Genomic DNA, 12,453 nt, shown 5'->3' with positions numbered 1-12,453 from the left:
CCGGACGCTGACGCCCTACGCCCTACGCCTTGCCCGACCAGCCCTCCAGCGGATTCTCGAAACTGACCAGTTCCGCGATCTGGCGCAGCAGCGTCCGGTACTCCTCGCGGCGGGCCGCGGCCACGGTGCTCAGGGTGAGGACTGCTATGCGTTTGCCCGTTGGGTTCGGGAGATGGGCGTGCAGTTGGAGCAAGGGGCCTCCTCGAGTCGAGGGGAGGCCGAGTGCAGGGGCCGGAGAGCGGAGGGTCTCGCTGAGAGTGGCCGGGCCGCACGGCAGGTCGGCGTACTCGATGCGGGTGTGGTGATCGGCGGTCGCCACGGCTCGGGCAGCAGCGAAGGAGCGTGGGGCCCACGCCGTATCTCGCCAGGTGATCGTGAAGAGGGACAGGAGCGGGCTGCCGTCACCGCTCTCCGTGTCGTCACGATGCAGGCCGATCGAACTGTGGACCGTGCCGATTTCCCGCAGGGCCATCAGGAGTTGTTGGGCTGTGGCGAGTTGGGCGGTCAACTGCTGACGAAACACCTCGTCCGAGATCGGGTCGAGGAGCGATGCCAGGGCTTGGCGGAGCCTGTCGGCGGCCGGGGAACCGGGTGAGGGCGCGTCCAGCGGCACAGGGATGAAGCCCTGCGGTTCCGCGAACCAGATGGCGGCGTCAGGGTGACGGGCGGATTCGTGGATCGCGAAGCAAGCAGCACTCATGACGTCTGACCAGCCTGTTCAGTTCATCCGAGAGGGTGAGTTGTCATGATCCGCGACCCGCGCCCGGGCTCGGCGGGCGCGTTCGACGTCCTGGGCGCTGGCACCCCAATTGAACGGCGCGACATGCCTGTCGAGGGCCGCCCGCTGATGGAGCACGTACATACGCTTGGGTGCCTTGCCTTCTCGTCCCGGGGCTGCGATGACGCCGAGAAAGCGGGGGTCTCCGGCGAACCACAGCGGTTCGATCTGCGCTTTGAGCTCTGGTTTGGTGCGGCTTCCGCCGATGCGCTTCGTCCACCAGTACCTGCGCATGGTTCTGAGGAAGACCAGAGGGATCTTCTCCTCGGGCTTCGCCGGATTGCCGAACGCGAGCCAGGGTCCGTTCTCCTGGGCTTCAGGATGCTGACCCAAGCCGCGCTCCACACCCCTGAGCACCTGCCATGGGTACTGCTGCAGAATCCGCCGCATTCGTACGGCCCATGGGAAGTAGGCGAGCTGAATGAAGGATCGGTAGAACGCCAGCATCATGAACGGCAGCAGCAAGGGAACGTATCCCGGGGACAAATACACCGCCAGTACAGCCAGCAAGGCGACCCATGTGGCGATCCAGCCGACGAGGCCGACAACGTTCATCGCCATGTGCCTCATCCAGGCTTGACGCGTGGGTGCGTGGTCCCAGGCGGTGGGGCAGTCAGCGGGGTTCATGGCGTTCTCTTTCCGTTGGCGATCAAGGGAAGACGTGGCGCGCGAGGTCGAATAGCCCACCGCCGTCGAGGCCGAGTCGCGCGCCATCGACCCCTGTGGTTCCTGCCTTGACTCCATCGTTGTCCACTGCGTCGACCGCGCTGCCCACAAGGCCGTATCCCGAAGTGCCGACTCCGAGCCCAGCAGACGCCCTCTCCACGACTTCGACAGCCCTCGGGGCATTGGGGGCACTGCGCAGCACGAAGTTGAGTGGCGTGTTTTCCAGGCCCGTCATGGCGCGTGCCTCATCCATGGTGGTGGTACCGAAGGACGCCAACCGCTGTCCGAGCGTCACCGTTTCGCTGCTCGCCTCGGCTGCCTTGACGAGGCTGCGTCCGGCGGCGCCAACCCCCGGGAGCACGCCCAGAGCATCCCCTCCGAGACTGACCACGTTGCCCCAGAAGTCCGCATCCAGCTCTCCCTTGGTGAAGCCATCTGCCAGAGACTCCATGACCTCGGCATCGGTCAGACGCAGCGTCAGCGCCCCCGCACTCAACACCCCCGCCACCAACAACAACCCCGCAGCCGCCACCCCACCCGTGACGACGAACAACGCGACGAGCCCCACCACCCCCGCCACGAAGCTGAGGATGTCCGGCAGGTTCTCCGTCAGCCATGCGCCGATCTCCTCGAAGAGACCCGGCTCCTTGGGGGCCAGCTTTCTCGTCGCGTCGCGGATCTTGCGGGCCCGGTAGCCCGCCTTCTCCTCGTGCTCCGAGGCCAGGCGCCGCGCCTTGCCGAGGATGCGGTCGAGTTCGGCCTGGGCTTCGTCGACCTTTCCCGTGGCTCGCTTCAGGGCGCCCTTGCGGTCGTCGGCACCGTCTGGCACCTCGGAGACCTGCCCCTGTGCCGCCTCCACCGCGGCCCTCGCGTCCTTCGCGTCCTCGTTCAGGAGCTTCGCCCGCCGCCGGAACTCGTCGAGCTCGTCGTGCCAACGGCCCAACTGCTTGGCCGCCTTGGAGAGCGAGTGCGCCGCGTTCTTGAGGTTCAGAGGAAGCGGGCCGCCGTCGATCTGTTCGCGGAAGGCGACTGCCGCGTCACCCTCCCAGTAGCTGCCGGCCATGAGCTTGGTGACCTGGCCGTGGGTGTCGTCCAGGACCTTCGCGCAGTTCCCGAGCTTCTGGTGCAGGGAGCGGACCGTATCGGGGCTGCCGGGTACGGGGTTGAAGCCCAACGCCGGACAGGTCGGATTCGGGATGTGGGGCGCTGACTTCAGGCCCTGGGGCTTGGTCAGGTCGTCCAGTGTGTCCTGGTTGGGGGAGGCGGGCGAAGGAGGAGTCTCCTGCCCCGGCGCGTACGTCATCCCTTGCCCCGCCTCGCCTTCTCCAGCGCCTCCGCCAACGCCTTGTCGACCTCCTCGTAGCTGTCCTTGCTCTGGCCGATGATCTTCGCGAGGTCCTCCGTCTGCTCCCCGATCTCTTCCGCGCCGTACTTCCAGTCCGACTGGAAGTCCTCACAGGCGGAGTCGAGATCGTCGGTGCCGAGGCCGGTGATGGTTGCGTCACTCAGGACCTTGCGCAGACCCTTGAGGGAGTCGGTGGATCTGTTCAACAGCTTCATGAAGTGCGCGAGTTCGTCGCCGTCGGTCTTGAGCTTGTCGGCCATCGGATGCTCCCCTGCAAGATGTGCGTCAGCGGTTCACGGACTGGATCTCCTGTACGGGCATCCGCTGGGTCGCGCCGAAGGAGCCGGAGGGCAGGCTGCCGCCCTCGCCGCTCGTGCTGGACCAGCGGATCTTCCACGTGAGCGTGGCCCGGAGGGCGTACGTGGCGTTCGGGCCCGGGGAGCGCAAGTACGTCACGCCGCACGGCGGGAGCTGGGCCGCCTTGCCTCGGGCGTAGGGCTCGCCGATGCCGCCTCCCCGGGCGGAGAGGGTGCAGGCGCCTGTTGCCGGGGAGAGCTTGGCGTCCGCCGTGCCCGGGTCGATGCGCAGCGACTCCGGCTCGGCCGTCGTCGTCGCCGCGAGGCCCGTGCCGGGCAGGCTCGCTGTGACGCTGACCTTCTTGAACGTGCCCTTGTCCAGCCAGACCCAGGTGGGCAGGTTCACCGTGGAACCGCCCCTCGGGGCCATCTTGATCTCGGTGCCAGGGACGGGGAGTTCCTCGTACGCGTACTGGGCGAGGATCTCCGGGGAGGCCGCCATCGGCTCCGCCGGGGTCTGGCCCTCGTCCACCCAGAAGGGCTGTCGGTCGCAGGACGTCGCCTCGGGGTCGTCCTCGCGGTTGGGGTTGGTCACCGATGCCCAGAACATTCCCTCGCCCTGCTTGGAGAGGTTGTAGTTCTTGTACGGGTGGCCGTCCTTGTAGCGGTGCTCCATCGCTTCGCTGATGACGTTGCCGATCCCTCCGACAAGCGGAGCACTCGCCCCGAAGGCCCGCCACGCCCTGACGGCGCCCCGGATCTCCTTCGGCGAGAACGCGGGCTCGTACCAGCAGGCCGGGGGCGTCCAGTTCCCCGCCGTGGCCGGGGTCAATGTGCCGGTCCTCGGCGAGGCGACGCTCCCCTGGACGGCAGTGCGGATTCTGGTCCGAGCGTGGATCTTGCCGCCGCTCGAACCGCCCGTGGCGGCGACGTCCTCGCGGCCGGCGCTTCCCGCCCCGATGCCATGGGCGGGCAACGACCACACGGTCACCACGAGAACCAGAACCAGAACCGACACCGCCACGGCCCGGCGGCCCTTCACCGCGGAAGGCACGACTCGGCCCCTCGCTTCGAGAAGCCCTTCGTCGTCTGCCAGACACCCTTCGGGTTCAACGTCAGCCGCGTGTTGTAGAGCACGTAGTTGTCGTCCCGCTTCGTCTGACCGGTCTTCTTGGTCTTGCCGCTCTTACGGTCAGTGTTGACCGCGTCGCTCTCGTCGGCGCAGTAAACGAGCGTCGCCGTCTTGTCGTCGACGACAGCCACCCGGCGGTCGAAGTAGCGGATCGTGCCCTTGTAGCTGATGCCTTCGTCCACGAAGCTCTGCACGTACTTGACCTCCCACAGCAGGGTGTCGCCCTTGTTGTAGAAGCGCAGAGCGGCAGAGGCCGGAGCGCCTCTGACGATGGCGTCGCTCTCGGCGTCGATTCCCCGCTCGCTGTCCGCGAGTACCGCGTCCCTCACCGCATCACCGGTACGCCGGCCCTCGAAGACGTTCTTCACGTCGTTCGGCAGTTTGATCACCGGTCGCTCAACGGCCTCCCGTGCGGTGGACGCCGAGGGTGCCGCCGACGCACCGGTCGCCGAGTCCGCACCCGCGATCCTGTCCGAGCCGCCCGGTTCGCCCCCGCTGCACCCCGCCACCACCAAGACCGCCCCCGCCCACGGCAACCTCCACGCCCAACCCGCCTTCGCCCAACTCGTCCTCGCACGCACCCGGCCCTCCCTCCTGTACCTCCCCCCAAAGGGGAGCAAGCGGTAGAACCCCGGGCAGCCGTCGAAGGTCACCGCATGATCGGCGGTCCGCGGAGTGAAAGTCGGATGAGCGGGGTGACCCTTCAGGTGGACGGGCGGCAGACGCACCACACCTCAGGCTCAAAGCCGGCCCCGGGCGACGCCCGCGAGACAGCCGGACACCGACTGCGCGACCGTCCCGTGCACGGGCCCCACACCGCGCCCCTCCTGGACAGCTTCACCGACGGGCCCGAGCCCTGGCTCGCCGTCAGTTACGTCCCCGGGCCGGCGGCGCTCTCCGCCGCCCTGTACCAGCACGGTCCAGCGACGGAGCCGTCACGCACCTGTGGATCACCGGCGTCAACAAAGGTCACCACGGTCAACAAGGAGCCGGAGAACGGCGTCATCCGGGCCTACGTGGCCTACGTGACCTACGTGACCCACATAGTGACGCCCACCCCGTGGAAGCTCCAGCGAGGCGGCGCCAAGAACGCCGTCAGCCGATTGCGTTCTCCGCGATCGCGCGTCCCCGTACCGTCACGTCGCCGCCGTAGAACATCCCGGTGAACACCGGGCTGTAGGTGAGCTGGACCTCGACCTCGACCTGGTTCGCGTTCGCCGTCACGCAGTGCGTCGCCGCGACGTCCGCGCCGCGCATGCCCGTCGAGCGGGCGTACTCCTGGGCTCGCGCGCCGCAGTTCTCGTAGTTGATGGGCGCGCCCTTGGCACCTTCGTAGATGCCCTCGGTGTCGAGGTCCTGCGCGGCGTAGCGCGCGGCTTGTTCCGCGATGTCCGCGGCCCGCTCCCGCTTGGAGATGGACATGCCGCCGTCGATGACGAAGGCCGACAGCGAGAGGAAGACGAGCGCGAAGATGATGACGGCGCCCGCGCCGGAGCCGCGGTCGTCGAGGCGTTCGCGGCGGGCGGCGGCCCAGGCACGTACACGAGCAGCGATGCTCACGCCGACGCTCATGCCGACCTCCGGTAGGGGTCGAGGGACGAGCTGAAGCTGGCCTTCAGCGTCGTCTGCATGTCGAGGCCCAGCAGGCCCAGGCCCCGCACCTTGCAGCTCACTTCCACGGTGAAGAACGTGCCGGAGACGAAGCCGTTGCTCGTCTTCCTGACGTCGACCGGGCCGACGCAGACGTCCGTGAGGTTGGCCGCCGCTGCCGCCTTCGCCTCGGCCATCGCCGTGCCCTGGTCCTTCTGGATCGAACCGGCACGCGCGGCGTCACGCGCCGCGCCGTCGACGGCGCCCCGTCCGTCGACGAGCTGGCCGAAGGCCACCAGGACCAGGATGAAGAGGATCATCACGGGCGCGAGGATGACCACCTCGACGGTCGAGAGCCCTCGATCCGAGCTGTGACCCGACCGGCAGCCTGCCCTGTGGCCCGACCTGTGGCCCGCCCCGCCGTCCGACCCACGGCCCGCCCCGCCGTCCGACCCGCGGCCCGCCCCGCCGTCCGACCCGCGGCCCTCTGCGCGCAGCCCATGGAGGACAGCGCGGGCCCATGCGTTGCTCATCAGCCGTCCTCCTCCACGAACCGCTCCACCGGGCCCGCCGACCGCGCGTGCACCGTCATGTCGAGGCCGGGGAAGACCGTCGGCACCTTCGCGGTGATCTCCACGCCGACCGTGTTCGCCTTCGGCTCGAACGTCTTCACATCCGGGTTGAGGACCAACTGGGGGCCGAGCTGCTGGATGTAGGCGTCGACCACGTCCCGCGCGTCGCCCCGCCACCCCGCGTTCTCGTCGGCCGTGGCGCGGGCCTTGCGCGCGCCCGCCTGGGCAGCGGCCTGCGCGACATGATCCGCGAAGAAGTACAGCGCGAACTGCACCGTCGCGAAGATCATGAAGAAGAGGACCGGAGTGAGCAGCACGAACTCGATCGCGGTCATGCCGGATTCACCGCGGGTGGAGGCTGCCTCCACCCTGCGGCGTACCCATCGCTTCACGCACCCGCGCACTCGTCCCCCGCCCTTCGCTCCCCGGTCAACGGCTGATCAGCAGGTGCCGTCTGCGTCAGCGCCCTCGATGCACTTCTTCACGTCCTCCGCGCCGCCCTTCAGCGCGCCGTTGATGACGGCGGCGACCACGCCGACGATCGCCACGACGACCGCCGAGATGATGACCCACTCGACCGCGGACGCACCGCGGTCGAGCTCGCCGGAGCGGGCACGCTGCACGCGGCCCTTCAGGAAGGTGACCAGGAAGTCCACAGCCGGGTTGCCGGTGCTGAAGTTCCGTCCGTTCATGGTGAGTTGTCCTCTCAGGAGTGGGGGGAAGGTTGTCGGGCCGCCCCCGTCGGCCGGCCCGTCCATCGCCGTAAAAGTCGCTAGACCTGGAACACGCGCATGGCCGCGGGGAAGATCAGGAAGACCAGGAAGCCCGCGCAGAGGAGGAGCTGGGCGACGAGCATCGACTGGGACTTCTCGCCCGCGCTGCCCTCGATCTCGGCCATCTCGCGGTGCCGCATCGTCTCCGCGCGGGAAGCGAGCGACTCGCGGACCTTCGCGCCGTCGTCCGCCACGAGGGCGAGCGAGGCCGACAGGTCCTTGAGCTCTTCGATGCCCAGTTCCTCGCCGAGGGCGCCGAGTGCCTGCCACTGGCTGATGCCGGTGATGCGCGCATCGGCCAGGGCACTCCGGATCCGCTTCGTCGCCCATCCGTCGGAGATCTCGGCCGCCGCCATCAGTGCCTCGGGGAGGCCGCGGCCACCCGCCAGGCTCATCGACACCAGGTCCAGATAAGTGCCGATGACGCGACGGAGGTCGCGCCGCTTGTCCGCGGCGTCCCGCCGCACCTCGAGGTCCGGCAGGAAGAAGAAGAGAACACCGAACGTCAGCGCCAGCCAGACCGGGATGATCGGACTGCTGCCGACACCCAGCGTCCAGATGACGGCGAAGATGAACGGCCCGAAGAAGACCCCGGTGGCCGCGAGCAGCGTCTTCGTCGCCAGGAACTTCTCCCAGCTGCGGTCGAGCACCGCCAGGTCGGCGCGCAGCGACCGCTGCTCCCAGCCCTGCTCGAGGTAGAACTCGGCGACCCGCGCGCCCACCCGGGCACGTGTCGAACCCAGCCGGCCGGGGTTCTTCTTCTCGTCGCCGGCCGGAGCGCGGTGCGACTCGTAGGCCGCCCCCCGCGCCCGCATCGCGTCGATCCGCGCGACCGTGGCGACCGCGCTCCGCTTGGAAGGCATCAGGGCACGTACGAGGGCGTAGATGCCCAGGCCCATGATCGCGCCGATCACTATCGGCATCGTCAGGCTCATCGACGTACCCCTCCGGGATTCGCGTAGCCGGTCTGACCGGGCTGGCCCTGCTGCCCCGGTTGGCCCTGCGGCCCGGCCTGCCCCGGCTGCCCGTACGGACCGGACGGCCCCGTCAGGGGTGCCTGCTCACCGGCACCGGCGCCGGGGACGGACCCCGTGCCCGGCCCCCGCGGACGCACGAATTGCACGCCGGGCTCGTCCCGGACCAGGAAGCGGTCCGGCGTCTCCACTGTCGAGAGCTTGCGCAGCCACCAGAAGCCGAGCGCGAACAGGCCGCAGACGCAGGCGAGCACGAGCTGGCCGACCGCCGTTCCGTACGGCTCGACGAAGTCGCGGTTGAAGATCGAGAGGCCGAGAACGAACGCGATCGACACCGCGACCACGATCTGCACCGAGCGTCGCGTCGACGCCCGCTGCGACATCACGCGCTGGCGCATGTCGACCTCTTCGCGCGCCGACTTGGCGAGCGCGCCGAGTACCTGGCGCAGGCCCGGGCCGCGCAGCTTCGCGTTCAGGATCAGCGCCGCCACGATGATGTCCGCGGACGCGTCGTCGATCTCGTCGGCCAGTATCTGCAGGGCCTCGGGAAGCGGCGTACGCGCACGCAGCCGGTCCACCAGCGCGTCCAGGTGGGGGCGGAGCACCGGGGCCGCCGCCCGCGCCGAAGCGGGGATCGCCTGCTCCAGGCCGACCGCGCCCGCGATGGTGTCACGCAGGGACTCCGTCCAGGCGGCGAGGGCCTCGACGCGCTTCATCTGCGAGCGCTCCTCCGCCGCGCCGCCGAACAGCTTGTCCCAGAAGAAGACGAGGATGCCGGACGCGATGCCTGCCACCGCCCACCGGGTGAGCAGCAGGACGACCAGTCCCACGCCGATCGCGAGCGAGCCGCGCTGGCCCGCGAACCGGATGAGTTCGCTCATCCGCTCGCTGGTCTTCTGCTTCTCGTGCTCGGGTTTCACCGGCAGACCGCGCAGCGCGATCGCGAGGACCGCGAGGCCACCGCCGACAGCGATGCCGCAGCCCAGTGCGTACAGGACGGGCAGCGAGAAAAGGCCGCCCATCGAGCCGAGTGAGTTCATGTCGTGCTCACCCCCATTGCCCGGCGGGGCGGTAGCCGAATTGGGCCAGGTCGTCCATGCAGGCGATCGGCGCGTGCGCGACGACCTGCCCGTTCGAGGCCTCCGCGAAGACTTCGCTGGACAGGACACGGCCGTCGACGCCGTTGACCTCGCGGACCGAGGTCACCATGCGCTGGAGCTTGCCGCCGGTCTGGTAGTTGTTGCGCCGCTGGATGAAGACGACGAAGTTGACGGCTCCGGCCACGAGCATCTGACTGGCCTCGATGGGCAGTCGCTCGGCGGCCTGGAGGGCGTACGTCGAGATGCGGTTGAAGACCTCACTCGAGCTGTTGGCGTGGATCGTGGAGAGCGAGCCGTCGTTGCCCTGGGACATCGCGTTCAGCATCGTCACGATCTCGTCGCCGAGGACCTCACCGACGATGACGCGGGAGGGGTTCATGCGGAGCGAGCGGCGCACGAGCTCCGCCATCGAAATCATGCCCTGGCCCTCGGAGTTGGGCAGGCGCTCCTCGAAGGCGACGACGTTCGGGTGCAGGTCGGCGAACTGGTCGAGGCCGAGCTCCAGGGCCCGCTCGACGGTCACCAGACGCTCCTGCGGCGGGATCTCGTTGGCGAGCGCTCTCAGCAGGGTGGTCTTTCCGGCGTTCGTCGCGCCCGCGATCATGATGTTCTTGCGGGCCCGCACCGCGCACGCCATGAAGTGCGCGACCTCGGGGGTCACCGTGCCGTTGCCCACCAGGTCCGACATGAAGACCTTGCCCATGCGGGCACGTCGGATGGAGAGCGCGGGGCGCCGCGTGACGTCCATGACGGCCGACAGACGTGAGCCGTCGGGGAGCCGGAGGTCGAGCTGCGGGTTGGCGGAGTCGAAGGGGCGCGAGGAGAGGCCGGAGTACGCGCCGAGGATCTGGATGAGCTCGACGAGTTCCTCGTCGGTCTCGGCGACCGGATCGGCCTTGGCCTCACGCCCGTCGGCGTATCCGACGAAGACCTGGTCGCACCCGTTGATGTCGATGTTCTCGACGTCCGGGTCGTCGAGCAGCGGCTGGAGCCGTCCGACGCCGAAGAGCGCCGCGTGCACGGCGGCCGCGTACTTCTCCTCGGTCTCGGCGTCCAGCGGGGTCCGCCCGGCGTTGATCTCTATCCGGGCGTACTCCTCCAGGATCTGGGCGATGACGGCGCGCGCGTACTGCCGCTCGTCCTCGCCCGACATGGGGGTGACGCCGGAGACCTGGTCCAGGCGGCGCTGCTCGGCGATGCGGTCACCGGCGTCCTGCCGGAACCGCTTCACGAGCTGGTGATCGACGGGAACACTCATCGGCCGGCCCCGTGCGTGCCCGCGTTCCCGTGGGTGCCGGCGGTCCCGTGCATGCCCGCGTTCGGGTTGGCCCAGGCGGCGCCGTACTGCTGGTAGAGGTCGACGGTCACCTTGCGGGCCGAGCGGATCAGCATCGACTTGTCGAGACGGCCGCGCTTGCGGCCCGCCAACTGCTCGGCGCCCGCGGGGTCTTCGGCGAGGGTGCCGACGACGCGGGCGCCGGTCTGCGCGGCCACCAGCATGTCGTTTACCTGGTGGACGAGTTTGGCGGACGTCGAGGGGTCGGCGATCAGGAGTACGCCGATGAGCGGGGTCGCGAGCGACGCGGCCCCACGCGATCCGCCGTGCAGCTTGGCGGCCAGGGCGGCGGCACGGTCGCGTACGCGCGCGATGGCCTCGGGCTCGGTCCGCGAGACGAGCAGCACGAGGGCCGCCTGCGGGAAGAGCTCGACGGCAGGAGTGTCCCCACTGATACGACCGCAGTCGGCGATCACATCCGCGGGCGCGTGCGGGGAGTCGGCGAGCTGCGAGAAGGCACGCCCGAGGGTCGGCCAGAGACCCGCGAGCCCGGCCGCCTGCTCGGCGACACCGAGCCCGACGAGCACCTCGAGGCCTCCGCTCAACGGCTGGGTGTGGTCCCAGAGTTGGTCGGGCACGAGGCCACGCCGTGCGGTGGCCGCGATGCTGAGCATCCCGGTGTTGGGGTTGAGCGGTCCGCCGTGCGCGGCGGCACTGCGGTAGACCAGGTCGCCGCCCGCGGGGTCGGTCTCCGCGACGAGCACGCGCCGCGGCCAGACGGCTGCGAGAGCGACGGCCGCGGTGGTGACTCCGGGGGAACCCTTGTCGGCAGCGAGAGCAATGAGCGCCATGTCTCTTCTACTCGCCTCTAGTTGCCGTTGGGTGACACTTGGACGAGCGAGACGGCACCGGCGGACGCGGCCCTGGTGACGGCGGCGGCGTCGGCACTGTCCACCAGGAGTGTGACGCCGAGGGAACCGGTGCTCACGGTGGCGTCGCTCTTGTCCGCGACGGAGCTGACCCGGGCGCCCGAGACGATCGGCGAGTCACTCGCGCTCGATCCGGCGGAGCCGCCGGTCCCCTTGTCGCGGCTGCTGGAGGAGGCCGAGTCGCCGACCTGGTAGACGTCCACGCTGTCGCCGGACTTCAGGCCGTCCGCGGGGTACTGCCCCTCCTTGAGGGAGACGCCCACGGCCGACTTGCCCGCGGGGAGCCCACCCTTGCCGGAGAACATCTCACCGACGGCGACGGCACCCTTGGGGATGGTGTTGGTGGCCTTGAGCTTCCTCAGCTCGGCGAGCTGCGACCACTTCACGTAGTTGATGCTCGTGTCGTCGGCGACCATGACGGAGGTGACGTTGTCGTCGTTCACCGACTCACCCGCCGCGATCTCCGCCGTCACCTTCACGACCTCCACGCGCTCTCCGGCGCGCAGCACGAGAACGGTGGCGCCGAGGGCGCCGACGAGGATGAGCAGAACGGCCAGGGCGGCGAGTGCCGGTTTGCGCTCGCGAGGCGGCGCGGGAAGGCGCTCACCGACCGCTGGCTGAACCGGCGCGGCGGAACGGCTGTTGCCCGCCCCCGTACGCTCTTGGATCTTCACGCAACTGCTCCCCGCACGCCCAAGAAGATTCGGTCATTTTCAGACACTCGCGACTCTCTTCGCCCGCCTCGGGCGGGCTATTCAGCCCCAGGCACAGTGTCAAGTCATCGCACCGTATCAGCAGCACATAAGCCCCTCAAGGCGCGTTAAGACTGCTGCGGCCCGCACCCCTCATCGTTACCCACGCGCAATCCGTACTCCATGGTTCCCACGCATTCCGGGATCGCGGGCGGAGTGAGGAGATGTGCGTACGCGAATAATTCCCCTTTGCTCAACGGGCTCCGCGGAGCGCGGTGATGAGGACCACCGGCTGATCGGTGAGCGACGTGTGACTGATCCATCAGCCGC

General features: G+C 69.2%; 16 protein-coding genes. 1 reads left to right on the top strand and 15 read right to left on the bottom strand.

Annotated features, from left to right (window positions below):
• Window positions 1-22: 22 nt before the first annotated feature.
• The 6 genes from AB0E78_RS26075 to AB0E78_RS26050 form a co-directional block, all read right to left on the bottom strand.
• Window positions 23-700, bottom strand: a complete 678-nt coding sequence (locus tag AB0E78_RS26075) for a hypothetical protein (RefSeq protein WP_361836974.1) — start codon at window positions 698-700, stop codon at window positions 23-25.
• Window positions 701-718: 18 nt separating this feature from the next.
• Complete coding sequence (locus AB0E78_RS26070; RefSeq protein ID WP_361836971.1) at window positions 719-1,339, bottom strand: hypothetical protein; 621 nt, start codon at window positions 1,337-1,339, stop codon at window positions 719-721.
• 88 nt (window positions 1,340-1,427) lie between these two features.
• A complete protein-coding gene (locus AB0E78_RS26065; protein ID WP_361836969.1) occupies window positions 1,428-2,747 on the bottom strand; it encodes a putative T7SS-secreted protein in 1,320 nt (439 codons plus the stop codon).
• A complete protein-coding gene (locus AB0E78_RS26060; RefSeq protein WP_361836966.1) occupies window positions 2,744-3,049 on the bottom strand; it encodes a hypothetical protein in 306 nt (101 codons plus the stop codon). The genes AB0E78_RS26065 and AB0E78_RS26060 overlap by 4 nt, the downstream gene beginning before the upstream one ends.
• 25 nt (window positions 3,050-3,074) lie before the next feature.
• Complete coding sequence (locus AB0E78_RS26055) at window positions 3,075-4,139, bottom strand: hypothetical protein (RefSeq protein ID WP_361836964.1); 1,065 nt, start codon at window positions 4,137-4,139, stop codon at window positions 3,075-3,077.
• Window positions 4,124-4,606, bottom strand: a complete 483-nt coding sequence (locus AB0E78_RS26050; protein WP_361836961.1) for a hypothetical protein — start codon at window positions 4,604-4,606, stop codon at window positions 4,124-4,126. Before AB0E78_RS26050 ends, AB0E78_RS26055 begins: the two co-directional genes overlap by 16 nt.
• 25 nt (window positions 4,607-4,631) lie before the next feature.
• Between AB0E78_RS26050 and AB0E78_RS26045 the strand changes: the two genes are divergently transcribed.
• A complete protein-coding gene (locus AB0E78_RS26045) occupies window positions 4,632-4,844 on the top strand; it encodes a hypothetical protein (protein ID WP_361836959.1) in 213 nt (70 codons plus the stop codon).
• A 468-nt stretch (window positions 4,845-5,312) separates the two neighbouring features.
• Here AB0E78_RS26045 and AB0E78_RS26040 read toward each other — a convergent pair whose 3' ends face one another.
• The 9 genes from AB0E78_RS26040 to AB0E78_RS26000 all read right to left on the bottom strand — a co-directional run bounded on the left by AB0E78_RS26040 (window position 5,313) and on the right by AB0E78_RS26000 (window position 12,105).
• Window positions 5,313-5,789, bottom strand: coding sequence for a pilus assembly protein TadG-related protein (locus AB0E78_RS26040; RefSeq protein WP_361836956.1), 477 nt, complete (start codon window positions 5,787-5,789; stop codon window positions 5,313-5,315).
• The gene (locus AB0E78_RS26035; protein WP_361836953.1) at window positions 5,786-6,340 is read right to left on the bottom strand and encodes a TadE/TadG family type IV pilus assembly protein; all 555 of its coding nucleotides are present in this window, start codon (window positions 6,338-6,340) and stop codon (window positions 5,786-5,788) included. The genes AB0E78_RS26040 and AB0E78_RS26035 overlap by 4 nt, the downstream gene beginning before the upstream one ends.
• Complete coding sequence (locus tag AB0E78_RS26030; protein WP_361836951.1) at window positions 6,340-6,783, bottom strand: TadE family protein; 444 nt, start codon at window positions 6,781-6,783, stop codon at window positions 6,340-6,342. Before AB0E78_RS26030 ends, AB0E78_RS26035 begins: the two co-directional genes overlap by 1 nt.
• A gap of 36 nt (window positions 6,784-6,819) precedes the next feature.
• A complete protein-coding gene (locus AB0E78_RS26025) occupies window positions 6,820-7,071 on the bottom strand; it encodes a hypothetical protein (RefSeq protein WP_361836948.1) in 252 nt (83 codons plus the stop codon).
• A gap of 80 nt (window positions 7,072-7,151) precedes the next feature.
• A complete protein-coding gene (locus AB0E78_RS26020) occupies window positions 7,152-8,087 on the bottom strand; it encodes a type II secretion system F family protein (protein WP_361836946.1) in 936 nt (311 codons plus the stop codon).
• On the bottom strand, window positions 8,084-9,166 hold the full coding sequence (locus AB0E78_RS26015) for a type II secretion system F family protein (protein ID WP_361836943.1): 1,083 nt from the start codon (window positions 9,164-9,166) through the stop codon (window positions 8,084-8,086). Before AB0E78_RS26015 ends, AB0E78_RS26020 begins: the two co-directional genes overlap by 4 nt.
• A 7-nt stretch (window positions 9,167-9,173) precedes the next feature.
• On the bottom strand, window positions 9,174-10,484 hold the full coding sequence (locus AB0E78_RS26010; protein WP_361836941.1) for an ATPase, T2SS/T4P/T4SS family: 1,311 nt from the start codon (window positions 10,482-10,484) through the stop codon (window positions 9,174-9,176).
• The gene (locus AB0E78_RS26005; protein ID WP_361836939.1) at window positions 10,481-11,353 is read right to left on the bottom strand and encodes a hypothetical protein; all 873 of its coding nucleotides are present in this window, start codon (window positions 11,351-11,353) and stop codon (window positions 10,481-10,483) included. The genes AB0E78_RS26010 and AB0E78_RS26005 overlap by 4 nt, the downstream gene beginning before the upstream one ends.
• 17 nt (window positions 11,354-11,370) lie before the next feature.
• Window positions 11,371-12,105 carry an RcpC/CpaB family pilus assembly protein gene (locus tag AB0E78_RS26000; RefSeq protein ID WP_361836937.1) on the bottom strand — a complete coding sequence of 245 codons (735 nt, stop codon included), beginning with the start codon at window positions 12,103-12,105 and terminating at the stop codon, window positions 11,371-11,373.
• Between the last annotated feature and the right edge of the window lie 348 nt (window positions 12,106-12,453).

The sequence above is a fragment of the Streptomyces sp. NPDC032198 genome (assembly GCF_040636975.1).
In the GTDB taxonomy this organism is placed as follows: Bacteria; Actinomycetota; Actinomycetes; order Streptomycetales; family Streptomycetaceae; genus Streptomyces.
The sequence above is the reverse complement of the archived record's forward strand: the minus strand, read 5'-3'. Positions and strand labels throughout refer to the sequence as shown.

Coding starts and splice junctions, on each gene's coding strand:
- AB0E78_RS26075 (WP_361836974.1), bottom strand. CDS start 700: ATGAGTGCTGCTTGCTTCGCGATCCACGAATCCGCCCGTCACCCTGAC.
- AB0E78_RS26070 (WP_361836971.1), bottom strand. CDS start 1,339: ATGGCGATGAACGTTGTCGGCCTCGTCGGCTGGATCGCCACATGGGTC.
- AB0E78_RS26065 (WP_361836969.1), bottom strand. CDS start 2,747: ATGACGTACGCGCCGGGGCAGGAGACTCCTCCTTCGCCCGCCTCCCCC.
- AB0E78_RS26060 (WP_361836966.1), bottom strand. CDS start 3,049: ATGGCCGACAAGCTCAAGACCGACGGCGACGAACTCGCGCACTTCATG.
- AB0E78_RS26040 (WP_361836956.1), bottom strand. CDS start 5,789: ATGAGCGTCGGCGTGAGCATCGCTGCTCGTGTACGTGCCTGGGCCGCC.
- AB0E78_RS26035 (WP_361836953.1), bottom strand. CDS start 6,340: ATGAGCAACGCATGGGCCCGCGCTGTCCTCCATGGGCTGCGCGCAGAG.
- AB0E78_RS26025 (WP_361836948.1), bottom strand. CDS start 7,071: ATGAACGGACGGAACTTCAGCACCGGCAACCCGGCTGTGGACTTCCTG.
- AB0E78_RS26020 (WP_361836946.1), bottom strand. CDS start 8,087: ATGAGCCTGACGATGCCGATAGTGATCGGCGCGATCATGGGCCTGGGC.
- AB0E78_RS26015 (WP_361836943.1), bottom strand. CDS start 9,166: ATGAACTCACTCGGCTCGATGGGCGGCCTTTTCTCGCTGCCCGTCCTG.
- AB0E78_RS26010 (WP_361836941.1), bottom strand. CDS start 10,484: ATGAGTGTTCCCGTCGATCACCAGCTCGTGAAGCGGTTCCGGCAGGAC.
- AB0E78_RS26005 (WP_361836939.1), bottom strand. CDS start 11,353: ATGGCGCTCATTGCTCTCGCTGCCGACAAGGGTTCCCCCGGAGTCACC.